The sequence below is a fragment of the Spirillospora sp. NPDC048824 genome (assembly GCF_043198455.1).
GTDB lineage: Bacteria > Actinomycetota > Actinomycetes > Streptosporangiales > Streptosporangiaceae > Spirillospora.
Genome location: NZ_JBICUS010000004.1, coordinates 382,283 through 399,174 on the forward strand (window position 1 = coordinate 382,283; position 16,892 = coordinate 399,174).

Here is a 16,892-nt window from a genome sequence, read left to right on the forward strand (position 1 = left end):
ACGTCCGGGTCCCGCGGGTGCGCGACAATCGAGGGGTGACAGTGTTGGGCAGTGAGGTGCGCGAGGGGTATCGGTCGGGATTCGCCTGTTTCATCGGGCGGCCCAACGTCGGCAAGTCGACCCTGATGAACGCCCTGGTCGGGACCAAGGTGGCGATCACCAGCAGCCGCCCGCAGACGACGCGGCGGGCCATCCGCGGAATCGTGCACCGGCCGGACGCGCAGCTCGTCATCGTCGACACGCCCGGCCTGCACAAGCCCCGGACGCTGCTCGGGGAACGGCTCGACAGCCTGGCCCGGTCCACGCTCACCGAGGTGGACGCGATCGGGTTCTGCGTGCCCGCCGACCAGCCCGTCGGGCCCGGCGACAAGTACATCGCCCGGGAGCTCACGGCCGTGAAGAAGACCCCGGTCGTCGCGATCGTGACCAAGACCGACCTCGCCCCGCCCGAGCGGGTCGCCGAGCAGCTCCTCGCGGTCGGTCGACTGGGCGAGTTCGCCGACATCGTGCCGTGCTCCGCCGAGACGGGCTTCCAGGTCGGCCTGGTCGGCGACCTGCTGATCTCCCACCTGCCGGGCGGCACGCCGCTCTATCCGGAGGGCGACCTCACCGACGAGCCCGAACAGCTCCTCGTCGGCGAGCTGATCCGCGAGGCGGCGCTGGAAGGCGTCCGCGACGAGCTGCCTCACTCGATCGCCGTGGTGGTGGACGAGATCAGCCCGCGTGAGGGCCGCGGCGACCTCGTCGACATCTACGCGCACCTGTTCGTCGAGCGCTCCAGCCAGAAGGGCATCATCATCGGGCACAAGGGGTCTCGGCTCCGCGAGGTGGGCGCGGCGGCGCGGCGGCAGATCGAGGCGCTGCTCGGCACCCGGGTCTTCCTCGACCTGCGCGTCAGCGTCCTCAAGGACTGGCAGCGCGACCCCAAGCAGCTCCGCCGGCTCGGGTTCTACGACTGATCCTTCCCGGGGTCGTCCCCGGCCGGCGCCTCCCGGTCCGCCTGCGCCTCCCGGTCCCTGCGGCCCCACGCCCGGTCTTCCTCGGGCCAGGCGGCGGGCGCGTCTGCCGGGTACTGCCGGTCGGTGTACTGCCACTGGCCGGCGTACTGCTGGTCCGCGTACTGCTGGTCCGCGTACCGGGGCTGCTGCTGATTTCCATCCGGCTGGTGCCGGGGCCTGGACACCCGTTCGGTGATGGGCCGGGCCAGGCTGAAACCGACCACCAGCAGGGACGTGACGACGGCCAGGTACCACCCGTAGCGGACGGTGATCTGGTAGCCGAAGTCCAGGCCGGTCCGGGGAAGGTTGTCGCTGACGTCGCCCAGCCGCAGGACGAAGATCCCGCAGACGAGCAGGGCGAGCATGCCGGGGATGGCGGCGAGCGCGCCGATCCGCGCGTCCCGTCCGATCAGGTCCCAGAAGGCCAGCGCGATCGCGGCCACGGCCAGCACCGGGACGGCGACGACCATGGTGTCGGCGTCGATGCCCGCCAGGTCTCCGAGGTCGCGGCCGATCGGCCGCCCGAACAGCTCGATGACGATCTGCGCGTGCGCCCACGGCAGGAACGCCGCCACCAGCAGCACGGCCGCCGCGGTGATCGTGGCGAGGATCCAGGCGGTGCCGTACCGCGGCCCGGCCGTCGCGCCGGGAGCGGGTTTCCAGGCGCCGTCTCGGGGCGGCGGATAGCCGTCGACGGGCGGCAGAAAGGACGGGCGCGACCGCTCACGGCCCGCCTCGGAACCCAGGTCACCGGTCATGGACCCAGCGTAAATGCAGGAACGGCATTGCCCGTACGGCCACGTCGGGGCACATGGATCGGTAGTTTGGAATGAAGTCCGTTATGGGAGGAGAGCCGCGGTGTTGCTCGTTTTCGGCCTGACGGCGGTGTTCCGTACCGTCGGCGAGGGGACGTTCCACTGCCCGCAGTGCGGGGGTGACCGTGCCTTCCGCAGGCGTGCCGGGCGTCGCTGGTTCTCGATGTTCTTCGTTCCGCTGGTGCCGCTGTGGCGGCTCGGGCACGCCCTGGAGTGCCGGACGTGCCGCGGCCGCTTCCCGGTCTCGGCGCTGCGGACGCCGACCGCCGAGCAGATGGCCGAGGCGCTCGCCACGGGCATGCGCGCCGCGGCGGCCCTGGTGCTGCGCGCCGGCGACCCCGCCGACCCGGCGGCCCGCGCACGCGCCATCTCGACGGTCGCCGGCTACGGCGAGCCCGAGTTCGACGGGACGGCCGTGAACGCCGACCTCGCGCTGCGCCGCACGTTCCTGGAACAGGAGATCGTCCGGGCCGGGGCCCATCTCGCGGTGGAGGCCAAGGAGTGGTTCCTCGCGCAGGCCGTCCGGATCGGGCTGGCGGACGGCCCGCTCGGTGACGGGGAGCGGCAGGAACTGCACGGCATCGCGGACCTGCTCGGCATGTCCCCCGCCTACGCGCTGGGCGTGATCGTGACCACCGAGGGGGCTTCCCGCTGACATGGGACCCGCCGCCGCGGGCCTCGCCGCCGACGGGCTGCGCGTCACGACCGTCGACATCAGCGAGTTCGAGGCGCTCGACGGCTGCGTGACCTGCCTGTCCGTGCTCGTCGCCCGACCGGCGCCGGGAATTTCACCGGCGTGCGGCGTCGTTCTCGTGAGACGGAAGAGGTCCCCGTTGTCCCAGTATCCGGACGTCGGTTTCCGTAACACGGATGGCATCTGTTAACTTGGCGAACGTGTTGCGTGAGCTGCTCCTCCTTAGCGGCCGCAGCGGGGGCCTGTAACCAGGCCGGCTCCCTCGCTGCGGGACTGCGTCGTGCATGTCGGCCGCGAGGTTCGAGCAGAAGGTTCTCATTCGGATGTATCCGCAACAGCAGTCCTCCGGTATGCCCGTCCAGCGCTACCGTCCCTTCGCCCCGATCAAGCTCACCGACCGGACCTGGCCGGACGCGGTCATCGCCGAGGCGCCGCGCTGGTGCGCGGTCGACCTGCGGGACGGCAACCAGGCCCTGATCGACCCGATGGACGCCGACCGCAAGCTGCGGATGTTCGAGCTGCTGGTACGGATGGGCTACAAGGAGATCGAGGTCGGGTTCCCGGCGGCCAGCCAGACCGACTTCGACTTCGTCCGGCAGATCATCGAAGAGGACCGGGTCCCCGATGACGTCGTGATCCAGGTGCTGACGCAGGCCCGCCCCGAGCTGATCGAGCGGACCTTCGAGTCGGTGCGCGGCGCGAAGCGGGCGATCGTCCACCTGTACAACTCCACCAGCACGCTGCAGCGCCGCGTCGTGTTCGAGCAGGACCGCGACGGCATCACCGCGATCGCCGTCGAGGGCGCCAAGCTGTGCGCCAAGCTCGCCGAGGACATGGGCGACACCGAGATCTTCTTCCAGTACTCGCCCGAGTCGTTCACCGGCACCGAGCTGGAGTACGCCGTCGAGGTCTGCAACGCCGTCAACGACGTGTGGAAGCCCACCCCCGACAAGAAGGTCATCGTCAACCTGCCGGCGACGGTCGAGATGGCCACGCCGAACGTGTACGCCGACCAGATCGAGTGGATGAACCGGAACCTGGCCCACCGGGATTCGGTGATCCTGTCGCTGCACCCGCACAACGACCGCGGGACCGCCGTCGCCGCCGCCGAGCTGGGCTACATGGCGGGCGCCGACCGCATCGAGGGCTGCCTGTTCGGCAACGGCGAGCGCACCGGCAACGTCTGCCTGGTCACGCTGGGCCTGAACCTGTTCACCCAGGGCATCGACCCGCAGATCGACTTCTCCGACATCGACGAGATCCGCCGGACGGTCGAGTACTGCAACCAGCTGCCCGTCCACGAGCGGCACCCCTACGGCGGCGACCTGGTCTACACCGCGTTCTCCGGTTCCCACCAGGACGCCATCAACAAGGGCTTCGACCACCTGGGCCGGGACGCCGAGGCCGCCGGGGTACCGGTCGCCGGGTACCGCTGGGAGGTCCCGTACCTGCCGATCGACCCGCACGACGTCGGCCGCACCTACGAGGCCGTGATCCGGGTCAACAGCCAGTCCGGCAAGGGCGGCGTCTCCTACATCATGAAGACCGAGCACTCCCTGGAGCTGCCGCGCCGGCTGCAGATCGAGTTCTCCCGCGTCGTCCAGGAGCACACCGACAGCGAGGGCGGCGAGGTCACCGCCGAGCGCATGTGGGAGATCTTCCAGAGCGAGTTCCTCACGGGCGGCCCGCGCGCCGGGCTGCTGGCGCACCGCACGACCTCGCGGGTGGACGAGAAGGACGCGATCAGCTGCGACATCCGCGTCGACGGCGAGATCCGCGAGATCGAGGGCGTCGGCAACGGCCCCGTCTCGGCCTTCGAGGACGCTCTCGCCACGGTCGGCATCGACGTCCGCGTCCTGGACTACGCCGAGCACGCGATGAGCGCGGGCGGCGACGCGCGCGCCGCCGCCTACGTCGAATGCGATGTGAACGGCACGTCCGTCTGGGGCGTGGGCATCGACGGCAACATCGTCACCGCGTCCCTCAAGGCGATCCTGTCCGCGGTGAACCGGGTGGCCCGCACGCAGGGAAGGTAGGCGTTCGCGTCAGGGACCGGGGTTCGCGGGCGGCGGAAGGCGCCGGCGGCCCCGGGACCGCCACTCGGCCCCACCATGACGACCGCCGGCCCCGCCGGATGGATCAAGCGCGGCCCAGGACGTGGTGGACCAGTTCGCGGAGGGCGCCGTGGAGCTGGGCCTCACCGACGGTGGTCCGGTCGCCGTCGATGTCGATTTCGTACAGGAACTGATCGGGGATTCGGCCCGGCGGCGGGACCGTGTTCAGGTCGACGCGGCCGACGAGCCTTGTCAGCATGGGATCGCTGGCGCTGTCGGACTCGGCGCGCCGTTCGATCCCCGCGAATCCTCCGCTGCGGACGACTTTCACTCTCACTTCGCTATCCGTTCGCCTCCATGAGGACATCTTCTCCCGCCCAAGCCCGGCCCACGGGGAATCTCATGCCACAACGCTGCCAGCTCCGGGTGGTTCGAGCCACAACTTTCGGCAGGACACTACGGCCGAATCCGGTCACGCTATGTAATTGTTATCCAGCGTAGTGCTATCGTCCGGGAGACTTGCGAAGATCATGGGGAGATGCCCGGCCGCGGCACCGAGGCATCGGGTGGTGTGCGTCAGAATGAACGGGTGACCCTCTACCGCGACGAAGGCATCGTCCTGCGCACCCAGAAGCTGGGCGAGGCCGACCGCATCGTGACGGTGCTGACCCGGCGCACCGGCCGGATCCGCGCCGCGGCGAAGGGGGTCCGCAAGACCAGGTCCCGGTTCGGGGCGCGGCTGGAGCCGTTCACGCACGTGGACCTCCAGCTGTACGAGCGGCGCTCCCTCGACCTGATCACGCAGGCCGAGACGCTGCGCCCGTACGGGGAGGCGCTGGTCACCGACTATCCCCGCTACACGGCGGGGACGGCGATGCTGGAGACCGCGGAGAAGCTCACGGCCGAGGAGGGCGAGCCCGCGCTCCGGCAGTTCCTGCTCCTGGTCGGCGGTCTGCGCACGCTCGCCGAACGCGGCCATGACCCGCGGCTCGTCCTGGACGCCTACCTGCTGCGCTCGCTGTCGGTCGCCGGATGGGCCCCCGCGCTCGACGAGTGCTGCCGCTGCGGAACCCGCGGCGGGCTGCGCGGGTTCGCGATCGCGGCGGGCGGCGCGGTCTGCGCGAACTGCCGCCGGCCGGGCGCCGCGACCCCCGCCCCGCCGACGTTCGCGCTGATGCTGGCGCTGCTGCGCGGCGACTGGGAGACCGCCGACGGCAGCGAGCAGCGCCACCGGATGGAGACCAGCGGCCTGGTGGCCGCCTACCTCCAGTGGCATCTGGAGCACGGAATCCGGTCCCTGCGCCATGTCGAACGCGACACGGGGTCCACCGAAGACGCCGCAGGCACCCGGACCACCGGGGACGACACCACCAGGGAGAGAGTGTGAGCAGGGCCGTATCGCCGCCGGATCCGCATCGGGACGGCGCCACGCCGCCCCCGATCCCCGCGGACCTGGTGCCACGGCACGTCGCCATCGTCATGGACGGCAACGGCCGCTGGGCCAAGGAGCGCGGGCTGCCGCGCACCGAAGGACACAAGCGCGGCGAGGACTCGCTCTTCGACGTCATCATGGGGGCGATCGAACTCGGCGTCCCGTACCTGTCGGCGTACGCGTTCTCCACCGAGAACTGGAAGCGCTCGCCGGACGAGGTGCGCTTCCTCATGGGCTTCAACCGGGATGTGATCCGGCGCCGCCGCGACCAGCTCCACTCGATGGGCGTGCGGGTCCGGTGGGCGGGCCGGCGGCCGCGGCTGTGGCGCAGCGTCATCAGGGAGCTGGAGACGGCCGAGGAGATGACGCGCGACAACGACGTCCTCACCCTGCAGTTCTGCGTGAACTACGGCGGCCGCGCCGAGATCGTGGACGCGGCGGCGGCGATCGCGCGGGACGTCCGCGACGGCAGGCTCAACCCCGACAAGATCACCGAGAAGGTCTTCGCCCGGTACCTGGACGAGCCCGGCATCCCGGACGTGGACCTGTTCCTGCGCTCGTCGGGGGAGCAGCGCACGTCCAACTTCCTGCTCTGGCAGTCGGCGTACGCGGAGATGGTCTTCCTCGACACGCTCTGGCCCGACTTCGACCGCCGCCACCTGTGGCACGCGTGCGAACTCTACGCATCCCGCGACCGCCGGTACGGCGGCGCCGTCCCGAACAAGGTGGAACCCGCCGCCGCGACCGGCTGAGCCGCCCTCGGATCAGGCCAGGGCCGCGTCCAGGGTGATGGTGGTGCCGGTGAGCGCCTGGCTGACGGGGCAGCCGGTCTTGGCGTCCTGGGCGGCCTTCTCGAAGTCGGCCGGGGACAGGCCGGGCACGTCGGCCCGGACGGTCAGGTGGATGCCGGTGATGCCCTCACCGGGCTGGAACGTGACCTCGGCCTTGGTGTCCACCTTCGCCGGCGGCGTCCCCGCGCCGGCGAGGGCGTGCGAGAGTGCCATCGAATAGCAGGTGGAGTGGGCGGCGGCGATGAGCTCCTCCGGGCTCGTCCTTCCGCCCGGCTCCTCGGATCGCGACGCCCAGGTCACGTCGTAGGTGCCGAGCTTCGAGGAGTCCAGCGAGACGGTCCCCTGGCCGCTGGTGAGCGGCCCTTCCCAATGCGCGTTCGCGGTACGTGTCGTAGCCATGTTCCGATCCTCCCACGGCCGTGCCCGGCCAGGTGATGTAGGGGAAGCCCCGCGTCCGCGTGTCAGATCGGCCGCGGGCGCGGGGCTTCCCGTCCCCGGAACAGGGGCTCCGGCCCTCGGGGGCGGTGGCCCCCTGAGGGGATGGCTAGTTGACGTTCACGGCGGACCAGGCGGCGGCCACCGTGGCGTACTGGGTGCTGCCCGCGCCATAGAGGTCCGTGGCCGCGTTCAGGGTCGCGGTGCGTGCGCCCTGGTAGTCGGTCGAGGACGTCATGTAGGTGGTCAGCGCCCGGTACCAGATCTTGGTGGCGGCGTCCCGGCCGATGCCGGTGATCGTGGAGCCGTTCGACGTCGGGCTGTCGTAGGAGACGCCGTTGATCGTCTTCGCGCCGCTGCCCTCGGCCAGCAGGTAGAAGAAGTGGTTGCCGACGCCGGAGGAGTAGTGCACGTCGAGGTTCTTGGTGTCGGACGACCAGGCGTCGGCGGAGTCGCCGTCCCTGCTGGGCCGGTCCATGAAGCGCAGGGCGGGGTTGCCGAAGCCGGGCAGGACGATCTTCTCGCCGACCAGGTAGTCGCCCACGTCGGCGGAGTTGTTCGCGTAGAACTCGACGGCGGCGGCCATGATGTCGGACGTCGCCTCGTTGAGCCCGCCGGACTCGCCGCTGTAGGTGAGGTTCGCGGTGGAGGTGGTCACGCCGTGGCTCATCTCGTGCGCGGCCACGTCGAGGGACGTGAGCGGCCCGAGGTTGACGCCGTCACCGTCGCCGTACGTCATGCAGAAGCACGAGGGGTCCCAGAACGCGTTGGCGTAGCCGTCGCCGTAGTGGACGCGGTTGAACGATCCCTTGCCGTCGTCGGCGATGCCGTTGCGGCCGAAGACGTTCTCGTAGAAGTCCCACGTCATGGCGGTGCCGAACTGGGCGTCGACGGCGACGGTGGCGCGGTCGGCGGTGGTGCCGCTGCCCCAGTGGTTGTCGGCGTCGGTGAACAGCGTCGCCGGGGCGCGGTAGAAGCACCAGATGAGGAAGCAGAGGTCGGTCTGGTTCTCGGCGTCCCCGGTGTAGGTGTTGCCGCGCGTCGGGTCCTTCAGCTGGAAGGTGCCGCCGGACGCCGTCGTCTCCAGCGGGACGGTCCCGGTGTAGAGGGACTTGCCGTCGCCCGCCGCGGTGTGGATCGTCTCCTCGCGCAGCAGGACCTTGCCGGTGGCGGCGTCCACGGACGTGAGGATGCGGCTGGGCGTCCCGTCCGCCTTCTTGCCGACGGTCTGGACGCGCCACGCGAGGCGGGGCCTGTGGTCGGCGGTGCGGGCCTCGACGACGAGTTCGGGCGAGCCCTCGGCCTTGCGCTTCTTGGTGACGGCACGCTTCTCGGCGGTCTTGGCGGGTACCTCCGGGCGGGAGTCGGACGGCGCTTCGGCGAGCGTGCCGCTGCTGCCGCGCCACGCGCCTGACGCGCTCTGGTGGACGACGATGTCGCCGCCGAGGACCGGGAGGTCGTCGAAGGTGCGGATCATCCGGGTGTGGGAGGTGCCGTCGCGGTCCATCGTGACCCGGACGACCTTGAACGCCTGCCCGTCCCCGCCGCTCCGTTCGGCGCCGCGGGCGGTGAGCGCGCCGAGCGCACGCTCCGCGGCCTGGCGCGGGTCGGGTGGGGACGGCGCCTGTCGCGCGGACGCGGGCACGGCGGTGCCGGCGGTCGCGAGCAGGGTCGCCGAGGCCAGGAGCACGATCCGTCGGCTGGTGAACGACCGTCTTGTCATGAACGCCCTCTCGTGCGGGCGCCACGCACCCCCGGGGCCCGTGGTCGGGCCTGCCGTGGCGACGGGGACATTTATGACATAGGGCTACTCGGAAGTAGATATGGCAATTTGCCAAGGATTGCCTACAGAGCGTGTGAACTCCACGCCTTGTTTCCGCTCGATGTCGCGTAAGGCGGCGTCAGCGCTTCTTCGCGGTGCACGCGGCGCAGGTGCCGAACACCTCGACGGTGTGCGTGATGTCGGCGAAACCGTGCTCGGCGGCGATGGCGTCCGCCCACCGCTCGACGGCCGGGCCCTCGACCTCCACCGTCCGGCCGCAGTCGCGGCAGACGAGGTGATGGTGGTGCTCCTCGGTCCGGCAGGCGCGGTAGACGGCCTCGCCCTCGTCGGTGCGCAGCACGTCGACCTCGCCGGCGTCGCTCAGCGCCTGCAGCGCCCGGTACACCGTGGTGAGGCCGATCCTGGAGCCGTCCGCACGCAGGTCGGCGTAGATGTCCTGGGCGCTGCGGAAGCCCTCGCAGCCGGCCAGCACCTGCCGTACCGCGTTCCGGCGGGCCGTCGTCATCCCCGTAGCACCTCCGCCTCGGCGTCCACCCGCGTCTCGGCGCCGGACCCGGCCGTGGCGGGGACGGTGTCCCCGGCCGCGGCGGACCGCGCACGCCTGCGACGCACCACCGAGCCCCCGGCGACCGCGGCCATGAACAGTGCCAGCGCCAGCAGCACGATCGAGGGGCCCGGGGGCAGATCGTACTGGAAGGAGCCCGCCAGGCCCGACACGGCCGACAGTACACCGGCCGCCATCGCCACCAGCATCGTCCCCCGAAATCCCCGGGTGAGCTGCTGCGCCGCCGCCACCGGGACGATCATCAGCGCGCTGACCAGCAGCAGCCCGATCGCGCGCATCGAGATCACGACGGTGACCGCGGCGGTCGCGGCGATCAGCACGCTGAGGAACCGGACGGGCAGCCCCGCCGCGCGAGCCACGTCCTCGTCCTGGCACAGCAGGAACAGCTCGCGGCCGAACAGCGCGACGATGCCGAGCACGACGGCGGCCAGGCCCGCGATCATGTACAGGTCGGTGACGGTCACGCTCGTGATCGAGCCGAACAGGTACGCGTGCAGGCTCGTGCCGCCGCCGCCGTTCGCGCTGGTGAGGATCACGCCGCCGGCGAGCCCGCCGTAGAACAGCAGCGCGAGCGCGACGTCGGCGCCGCTGCGGCTGCGGGCGCGCAGGACCTCGATCGCCACCGCGCCGAGCACCGACACCACCAGCGCGCCGAGGACGGGGGAGGTGCTCGTGAGCAGGCCCAGCCCGATGCCGGTCAGCGCGATGTGCCCGATGCCGTCGCCGAGCAGCGACAGCTTGCGCTGGACGAGGAACGTTCCCACGGCCGGGGCGGCCAGCCCGATGAGCACCGCCATGACCAGGGCGATGCGCATGAAGTCGTACTGCAGCATCTCGCTCACGCGGGCCTTCCCATCGCGGTGCTCTCCACCGTGGTCTCGCGGACGATGCGGCCCTGCCCCAGCTCGATCGTCCGGGTGATGAGCGGTTCCAGCGGGCCGGGCTCGTGTGTCACCAGGACCACGGTGCGCCCGGCCCCGGCCAGCTCGTGCAGCGCCGACGCGAGCGCGGCCTGGCTGCGCGCGTCCACGCCCGCGGTGGGCTCGTCCATCACGAACACGTCCGGCTCGCCGGCGAGGGCGCGGGCGATCAGCACCCGCTGCTGTTCCCCGCCCGACAGCAGGTGCGCCGAGTCGCGCGCGTGGCCGGTGAGGTCCACCGTCTTCAGGGCGCGGTCCACGGCGGCGCGGTCGGCGGCCCGGTCGTTGAACAGGGCGGGCCGCCACCGGGACGTCCGGGCGACCCGGCCGGACGCCACGACCTCCCGGACGGTCGCCGGCACCCCGCCGCCCATCGGCAGCCGCTGCGGGACGTATCCGATCCGCTTCCAGGCGCGGAACCGCGCGGGCGGCTCACCGTAGATCTCGGTCCGGCCGGCCGACAGCGGGACGAGCCCGAGCAGCGCCTTGGCCAGCGTGGACTTCCCCGCGCCGTTCGGCCCGAGGACGGCGAGCACGTCGCCGGCTCCGACCCGCAGATCGATGCCGGCGAGGACGTCGCGGCCGTCCCGCCGGACGTGCGCGCCGCTCATCGTGAACGGCTCCGTGAACGGCTCCGTGAACGGCTCGGCGAACGGGTCAGCGGGCGGCGGGACGTTCGGCCGGTCCTTCATGTGCACTCCAGGGCGGGACGCAGCGTCCGCAGGTTCCGCTGCATGATCGTCAGGTAGTCGTCGGGGGAGCCGTCCTCGATGCCCTCGATCGGGTCCAGCACGGCGGTCCGCACGCCCGCCTCCCGTGCCAGGGACTCGGCGACCTTCGGGCTGACCAGCGTCTCGGTGAAGACCGTGGTCGCGCCGGTGGAGGAGACCCGCCGCGTCAGGTCGGCCATCCGCCGGGGGGAGGGCTCGGCGGCCGGGTCGACCCCGGCGACGGCGATCTGCCGCAGGCCGTAGCGGTCGGCCAGGTAGCCGAACGCGGCGTGCGCGGTGATGATCTCCCGCCGCTCGCAGGTCCGCAGGCCGTCCCGGAACGCGCGGTCGAGCGCGGCCAGCTCGGCGGCGGCGGAGCGGGCGCGCTCCCGGTGGCCGGACGCGCGGGCGGGGTCCGCGGCGGCGAGCCGGTCGCCGAGGGCGGTCGCGACCGTGGCCATGCGGCTCGGGTCGAGCCAGATGTGCGGATCGTGGTCCGCCTCCTCGTGCCGGATGCCGTCGTGCGCCTCTTCGTCGTGGGTCTCGTCCGGCGGCGGCAGCGTCCGCACCACGCTCGCCGCGTCGAGGGACCTGTCCCCGGCGTGGCGCCGGACGGCCTCGTCGACGGCCGGCTGGACGCCTCCGATGTGGACGGCGAAGTCGCCGTCCACGACGTTCGCGACCTGCCGGGCGGTCAGCTCCAGGTCGTGCGGCTCGGCCCCGGGCTCGGTGAGCGTCCGCACGAAGACGTCGTCTCCGCCGACCTTCCCGGCCAGCCAGGCCACCGGGTAGAACGACGCGATGACCACGGTCTTGCCAGGTGGGGCGTCGGCGCCGGCGTCGGCGCAGCCCGTCAGCGCGGCGGCGAGCCCGGCGAGGGCCAGCGCCGCCACGGGGATGGCGCGGGGCCGGCGACGCGGGCGGGTGAGGTCACCGAAGCGGGGCACATCGTGATTATGGACGAAGATGAAAACGGTTGTCAAAACCGGTCAAGTGCGCGTCCCACCGCGAATCCCACCAGGACCACCAGCGCGACGACCCGCAGAATTCTTCCCGAACCGTCCAGCGCGGGCCAGTTCAGGTAGGCGAACCAGGCCAGCGCCGCCGCCAGCACCAGCAGCCCGGCGGCCGCCACCCAGCCGCTTCCGGCCATGCCGACCACCAGCAGCAGGAACACCACGACGAGAAGCGTCCACCGCGGAAGCCGGTGCAGGAAGACCACCGGCGCCGCGCTCCACCGCTCGACCGCCGCGCGCATCCCGCCCCCGGTGCCCTGCGCTCCCGCCCGCTCACCTCGCGAATTCACGAGCCCCAAGGTAACCGAACCCGCTTCGCCGCAGGGAGGGCCGGGCGCACCACGCCGGATTCGCTGCGAGGATTGACCGATGATCGCGATAACCCGGTACCGGGTCCCGGCCGAGGACTCCGGCGGCTTCGCCGAGAGCATGACCGCGGTGCTGACGGCGCTGTCGGCGAGCCCCGGCTTCCGCTCCGGCCGGCTCGCCAGGACCGTCGACGACCCCGGGCTGTGGGCCCTGGTCACCGAATGGGACGGCGCCGGGCACTACCGCCGCGCGCTCGGCGTGTACGAGGTGCGGCTGCTGTTCATGCCCCTGGCCGCCCTGGCCGTGGACGAACCCGGCGCCTACGAGGTCGTCAGCTCCGCCTGATTCCGCGGGTCAAGGATGCGGCAAGAAGCGTCCCGCCCGGTTTCACGTCCCCGGTCAAGGTCATCTTTGCCGCGTCACGATCATGCCGTGGCCCTCCGGGGAGACGCCCGCCCGGGGGATCCTGTGTCCTTCCGGGGGAGAAGATGCGCCATGTCGTCCTGTTCGGCACCGCCCTGTGCGGGGTGGCGGCCGCGCCCGTCCTCGCCGTCCTCGGGACGGCCGCCGCGCGGCCCGCGCCCGGCGAGACCTCCGCGCCGGCCCGCCGCGCCGCGCCGGCCGGGGACGCGGCGCCGGCCGGCCCCCGCGTCGTCGAGTACCGGGGGCTGCGCATCACCGTCCCGGCCGGCTGGGAGGTCCACCGCCTCGACCGGGACCCGGCCCGCTGCGTCCGCTACGACCGGCGCGCCGTCTACCTCGGCCGCCCGGGACCGCAGCCCGACTGCCCGGCCCGCATCGTCGGCCGCACCGAGGCCGTCCACGTCCGGCCCGCCGGCGGCGGCCGGACGTCGCGGACGGCCGTGCGCGGCGACGAGCTCGCCACCCTCAGAATCACGCCGACCGTCGACCACGAGATGAGCCTCGCGCTCCCCGAGGCCGGGGTCACGATCACCGGCGTGTACGGGACGGACCCGGCGCGCCTCCAGCGGATGCTGCGCGCCGCCCGGGTCACCGGGGACTGGTCCGCCGGGCCGAGCACGCCCGAGCCGTCCAGGACCGGCATCAGGCGCGAGGCCCCCGGCCCGCCCGTGGCGAGCGAGCCCGCCGCAGAGGACGAGAAGTGGGTGCGGGGCAAGGGATTCGACACGTGCACGGCCCCGTCCCTCGCGACCATGAAGGCGTGGCGGCCCTCGTTCAAGGTCACCAACATCTACATCGGCGGCGCGGCCCGCGGCTGCGCGCAGCCCAACCTCACCCGGGCGTGGGTGCGCGAGGTCCGCGAGATGGGCTACCGCATCACGCCCACCTACGTCGGCCTGCAGGCCCCCTGCGGCAGCCGCCCGCAGCGCTTCACCGCCGAGAACGCCGCGAAACAGGGCCGGAAGGCGGCGGTGGACGCCGCCCGCAAGGCCAAGGCGCTCGGCATCCCCGAGGGCGCGCCGATCTACTTCGACATGGAGGCCTACGACACCGGGAAACGCCGCTGCCGGGACGCCGTCCTGCGGTTCGTGGACAACTGGGTCCGCAGGCTGAAGCGGGCCGGGTACACGCCCTGCCTCTACAGCAGCGTCACGTCCGGCATCCGGGACGTGGGCCGCGCCACCGGGATCAGCAAGCCCGCCGCCATCTGGTTCGCCCACTGGGACGGCAAGGCCGAGGTGTACGGCGACCGCTTCATCCCGGACCACTGGTGGCGCCCGCACCGCCGCATCAAGCAGTACCGGGGCGACCACAGGGAACGGCACGGCGGCGTCACCCTCAACATCGACAGCAACATCGTCGACGGCCGTGTCCACTAGCATTCACCTACCAGCCGCTACGGTGCCCTAAGCTGGGAACGCTCGCAGGCGCAGGCGAAGACCGCGCCGCAGGGCACCATCACCGGGGATCACACTCGCCGCCGCCCGCCGCCGTCGCGGGACCGGGGCGCACTCACTGTCCCGCCGACCGCCAGCCGGATGGAGAATCTTTCATGGCACGCCGTTCCGATGTGCTGGACACGATCGTCAACCTCGCCAAACGGCGGGGCCTGGTCTACCCGTCGAGCGAGATCTACGGCGGGCTCCGCGCGTCCTGGGACTACGGGCCGCTCGGCGTCGAGCTGAAGAACAACGTCAAGCGCCAGTGGTGGAAGTCCATGGTGCAGGGCCGTGACGACGTCGTGGGCATCGACTCGTGCGTCATCCTGGCGCGCGAGGTCTGGGAGGCCAGCGGCCACGTCCAGGCGTTCGTCGACCCGCTCACCGAGTGCCAGTCCTGCCACAAGCGCTTCCGGGCCGACCACCTGGAGGAGGCCTACGAGGAGAAGCACGGCCGCCCGCCGGCGAACGGCCTGGCCGACCTCGGCTGCCCGAACTGCGGGGTCAAGGGGTCGTTCACCGAGCCGAAGATGTTCAACGGCCTCCTCAAGACCTACCTCGGCCCCGTCGAGGACGAGTCGGGCCTGGCCTACCTGCGTCCCGAGACGGCGCAGGGCATCTTCATCAACTACCTGAACGTCCAGCAGTCCGCGCGCCGCAAGGTGCCGTTCGGCATCGGGCAGATCGGCAAGTCGTTCCGCAACGAGATCACGCCCGGCAACTTCATCTTCCGGACCCGCGAGTTCGAGCAGATGGAGATGGAGTTCTTCGTCAAGCCCGGCAGCGACGAGGACTGGCACCAGTACTGGATCGACGAGCGCCTGCAGTGGTACGTCGACCTCGGCATCCGCAAGGACAACCTGCGGCTGTACGAGCACCCGCAGGAGAAGCTGTCGCACTACTCCAAGCGCACCGTCGACGTCGAGTACAAGTTCGACTTCGTCGGCAGCGAGTGGGGCGAGCTGGAGGGCGTCGCCAACCGCACCGACTACGACCTGACGACGCACTCCAAGGCGTCCGGCGCCGACCTGTCGTTCTTCGACCAGGAGTCCGGTGAGCGCTACGTCCCGTACGTGATCGAGCCGGCGGCGGGCGTCGACCGCTGCACGCTGACGTTCATGATGGACGCCTACGCCGAGGACGAGGCGCCCAACGCCAAGGGCAAGCTGGAGAAGCGCACGGTCATGCGGCTCGACCGCCGGCTCGCGCCGGTCAAGGTCGCGGTGCTGCCGCTGTCGCGCAACGCCGACCTGTCGCCGAAGGCCCGCGACCTCGCCGCGCGGCTGCGCCGCAACTGGAACGTCGACTTCGACGACGCGGGGGCCATCGGGCGCCGCTACCGCCGCCAGGACGAGATCGGCACGCCGTTCTGCGTCACGGTCGACTTCGACACCCTGGAGGACGATGCGGTGACCATCCGGGAGCGCGACTCGATGAGCCAGGAGCGCATCGGGCTGGGCCAGGTCGAGGCGTTCCTCGCCGCGCAGCTCGTCGGCTGCTGAGCGGCTGCTGAGCGGCCGGCGCGCGGACGCCGCCGGGAGAACCGCCGCGGGCCGCCCCCGCTGTCGCAGGGGCGGCCCGCGTCCTTCTGTGGGAGCGCGTCTTCGGGAGCGTGTCCGGGAGCGTCAGCTTCCGGTGACGTACAGGGACTGGTCGAAGGTGCCGGACCCGGCGCTGGTCTCACCCTGCAGCGCGTAGGTCGCGGTGATCTGGGCGGTGGACGGGCACAGCCAGTTGCTGCCGGACTGCTTGTTCACGGTGGCGTTCTCCACGCCGACCTGGGCTTCGCCGTTGTCGGTGACCGGCCGGGAGGCGTTGTCGCCGTTGAACGCGTCGGCGGTGAGGTTGCCGCCGAAGTTGCAGGTGATCCCGCCGAACAGGTCCACGACCGCGCGGACGCTGAAGTTGGCGATGGTGATCGTGGCGTCACGGCCATTGGTGTGCGACGCGTCGTAGGTGACGTTGCCGCCGGTCCAGGGCAGCTGCATCGCGGTGATGCTCACACCGGCGGTGCCGGTGCATTCGCTGAAGCCGGCGCTGTCGATGGCGAGGCCGGTGCCGTCGGAGTTGATCGAGCCGGTCATGGTCGACTCGCTACAGGAGCCGCTGCCGATCGACGCGGAGACGGAGGCTTCGCCGAGCAGCGACGCCTGGACGTTGCCGGAGTAGGGGCTGGCGGTCGCCGAGCCCGCGCGGATGGTGGTGGTTGCGGCGGAGGCGGGGGCGGCTGTCACGGTGAGGGCGGTCAGCGCCGCCGTGCCGAGGACAACGACCTGTCTGATACGTGCCACCGGAAACTCCTCTGTCCGGTTCGGGGTGGGCGTACGCGAAAGTAATTCGCTTTTCACCCCCCGACAATGGGTGGAGGCCGAATCCGGCCTGGCCGGATTGGGACACGCACTGGTGTCTGCAGGTACGGGCGCCGCGACGGGTGGGGCGACGGCATTGTCACGCCGGGTCGCCTTGACGGAGCGCCGCCTCCGTGTTTCGCCGACGAAGCGCGAACCG

18 protein-coding genes and 1 pseudogene are annotated in these 16,892 nt (G+C 71.7%); 9 read left to right on the top strand and 10 right to left on the bottom strand.

All coding sequences use genetic code 11. The features are described 5' to 3' along the window. Nucleotides 1–35: 35 nt before the first annotated feature. Entirely contained in the window at nt 36–959 is a 924-nt protein-coding gene (era, locus tag ACGFIS_RS10845; RefSeq protein WP_392902157.1) for a GTPase Era, read from the top strand. On the opposite strand, the gene ACGFIS_RS10850 is transcribed toward era, so the two are convergent. After that, nucleotides 950–1,756: a hypothetical protein gene (locus tag ACGFIS_RS10850; protein WP_392970325.1), complete on the bottom strand. Its 807-nt coding sequence runs from the start codon at nt 1,754–1,756 to the stop codon at nt 950–952. The genes era and ACGFIS_RS10850 overlap by 10 nt on opposite strands. A gap of 100 nt (nt 1,757–1,856) precedes the next feature. Here ACGFIS_RS10850 and ACGFIS_RS10855 point away from each other — a divergent pair, with 100 nt between their 5' ends. From ACGFIS_RS10855 to leuA, 3 genes and pseudogenes are all read left to right on the top strand, one after another. Next, the gene (locus ACGFIS_RS10855; protein WP_392902161.1) at nt 1,857–2,468 is read left to right on the top strand and encodes a hypothetical protein; all 612 of its coding nucleotides are present in this window, start codon (nt 1,857–1,859) and stop codon (nt 2,466–2,468) included. Between the two features lie 22 nt (nt 2,469–2,490). Further along, nucleotides 2,491–2,589: pseudogene (locus ACGFIS_RS10860) on the top strand (N(G),N(G)-dimethylarginine dimethylaminohydrolase); the annotation flags it as partial. Between the two features lie 241 nt (nt 2,590–2,830). Beyond that, on the top strand, nt 2,831–4,543 hold the full coding sequence (gene leuA, locus ACGFIS_RS10865) for a 2-isopropylmalate synthase (protein WP_392970328.1): 1,713 nt from the start codon (nt 2,831–2,833) through the stop codon (nt 4,541–4,543). A gap of 103 nt (nt 4,544–4,646) precedes the next feature. Here the strand turns inward: leuA and ACGFIS_RS10870 are convergent, their stop codons facing one another. Next, the gene (locus tag ACGFIS_RS10870) at nt 4,647–4,898 is read right to left on the bottom strand and encodes a protealysin inhibitor emfourin (protein WP_392902165.1); all 252 of its coding nucleotides are present in this window, start codon (nt 4,896–4,898) and stop codon (nt 4,647–4,649) included. A gap of 252 nt (nt 4,899–5,150) precedes the next feature. On the opposite strand from ACGFIS_RS10870, the gene recO reads away from it, so the two are divergent. Further along, nucleotides 5,151–5,948, top strand: coding sequence for a DNA repair protein RecO (recO, locus tag ACGFIS_RS10875; RefSeq protein WP_392902167.1), 798 nt, complete (start codon nt 5,151–5,153; stop codon nt 5,946–5,948). After that, nucleotides 5,945–6,745 carry an isoprenyl transferase gene (locus tag ACGFIS_RS10880; protein ID WP_392902169.1) on the top strand — a complete coding sequence of 267 codons (801 nt, stop codon included), beginning with the start codon at nt 5,945–5,947 and terminating at the stop codon, nt 6,743–6,745. Before recO ends, ACGFIS_RS10880 begins: the two co-directional genes overlap by 4 nt. A gap of 12 nt (nt 6,746–6,757) precedes the next feature. On the opposite strand, the gene ACGFIS_RS10885 is transcribed toward ACGFIS_RS10880, so the two are convergent. The 7 genes from ACGFIS_RS10885 to ACGFIS_RS10915 all read right to left on the bottom strand — a co-directional run bounded on the left by ACGFIS_RS10885 (nt 6,758) and on the right by ACGFIS_RS10915 (nt 12,503). Beyond that, nucleotides 6,758–7,183: an OsmC family protein gene (locus ACGFIS_RS10885; protein ID WP_392902171.1), complete on the bottom strand. Its 426-nt coding sequence runs from the start codon at nt 7,181–7,183 to the stop codon at nt 6,758–6,760. A 145-nt stretch (nt 7,184–7,328) separates the two neighbouring features. Then, on the bottom strand, nt 7,329–8,942 hold the full coding sequence (locus tag ACGFIS_RS10890) for a M4 family metallopeptidase (protein WP_392970331.1): 1,614 nt from the start codon (nt 8,940–8,942) through the stop codon (nt 7,329–7,331). 178 nt (nt 8,943–9,120) lie between these two features. Further along, complete coding sequence (locus ACGFIS_RS10895; RefSeq protein ID WP_392970334.1) at nt 9,121–9,507, bottom strand: Fur family transcriptional regulator; 387 nt, start codon at nt 9,505–9,507, stop codon at nt 9,121–9,123. Beyond that, nucleotides 9,504–10,409, bottom strand: coding sequence for a metal ABC transporter permease (locus ACGFIS_RS10900; protein WP_392902177.1), 906 nt, complete (start codon nt 10,407–10,409; stop codon nt 9,504–9,506). The genes ACGFIS_RS10895 and ACGFIS_RS10900 overlap by 4 nt, the downstream gene beginning before the upstream one ends. Beyond that, nucleotides 10,406–11,098, bottom strand: coding sequence for a metal ABC transporter ATP-binding protein (locus ACGFIS_RS10905; protein WP_392902877.1), 693 nt, complete (start codon nt 11,096–11,098; stop codon nt 10,406–10,408). Before ACGFIS_RS10905 ends, ACGFIS_RS10900 begins: the two co-directional genes overlap by 4 nt. Nucleotides 11,099–11,175: 77 nt before the next feature. Further along, nucleotides 11,176–12,144 (bottom strand): metal ABC transporter substrate-binding protein, encoded by a 969-nt coding sequence (locus tag ACGFIS_RS10910; protein ID WP_392902179.1) that lies wholly within the window; start codon nt 12,142–12,144, stop codon nt 11,176–11,178. A 32-nt stretch (nt 12,145–12,176) separates the two neighbouring features. After that, on the bottom strand, nt 12,177–12,503 hold the full coding sequence (locus ACGFIS_RS10915) for a DUF6703 family protein (protein WP_392902181.1): 327 nt from the start codon (nt 12,501–12,503) through the stop codon (nt 12,177–12,179). A gap of 79 nt (nt 12,504–12,582) precedes the next feature. On the opposite strand from ACGFIS_RS10915, the gene ACGFIS_RS10920 reads away from it, so the two are divergent. From ACGFIS_RS10920 to ACGFIS_RS10930, 3 genes are all read left to right on the top strand, one after another. After that, on the top strand, nt 12,583–12,867 hold the full coding sequence (locus ACGFIS_RS10920) for an antibiotic biosynthesis monooxygenase family protein (protein ID WP_392902183.1): 285 nt from the start codon (nt 12,583–12,585) through the stop codon (nt 12,865–12,867). Nucleotides 12,868–13,010: 143 nt separating this feature from the next. Beyond that, nucleotides 13,011–14,324, top strand: a complete 1,314-nt coding sequence (locus ACGFIS_RS10925; RefSeq protein WP_392902185.1) for a DUF1906 domain-containing protein — start codon at nt 13,011–13,013, stop codon at nt 14,322–14,324. A 173-nt stretch (nt 14,325–14,497) separates the two neighbouring features. Continuing rightward, nucleotides 14,498–15,886, top strand: a complete 1,389-nt coding sequence (locus tag ACGFIS_RS10930) for a glycine--tRNA ligase (protein WP_392902186.1) — start codon at nt 14,498–14,500, stop codon at nt 15,884–15,886. Nucleotides 15,887–16,009: 123 nt separating this feature from the next. Here the strand turns inward: ACGFIS_RS10930 and ACGFIS_RS10935 are convergent, their stop codons facing one another. Then, the gene (locus tag ACGFIS_RS10935; RefSeq protein WP_392902188.1) at nt 16,010–16,675 is read right to left on the bottom strand and encodes a hypothetical protein; all 666 of its coding nucleotides are present in this window, start codon (nt 16,673–16,675) and stop codon (nt 16,010–16,012) included. Nucleotides 16,676–16,892 lie beyond the last annotated feature (217 nt).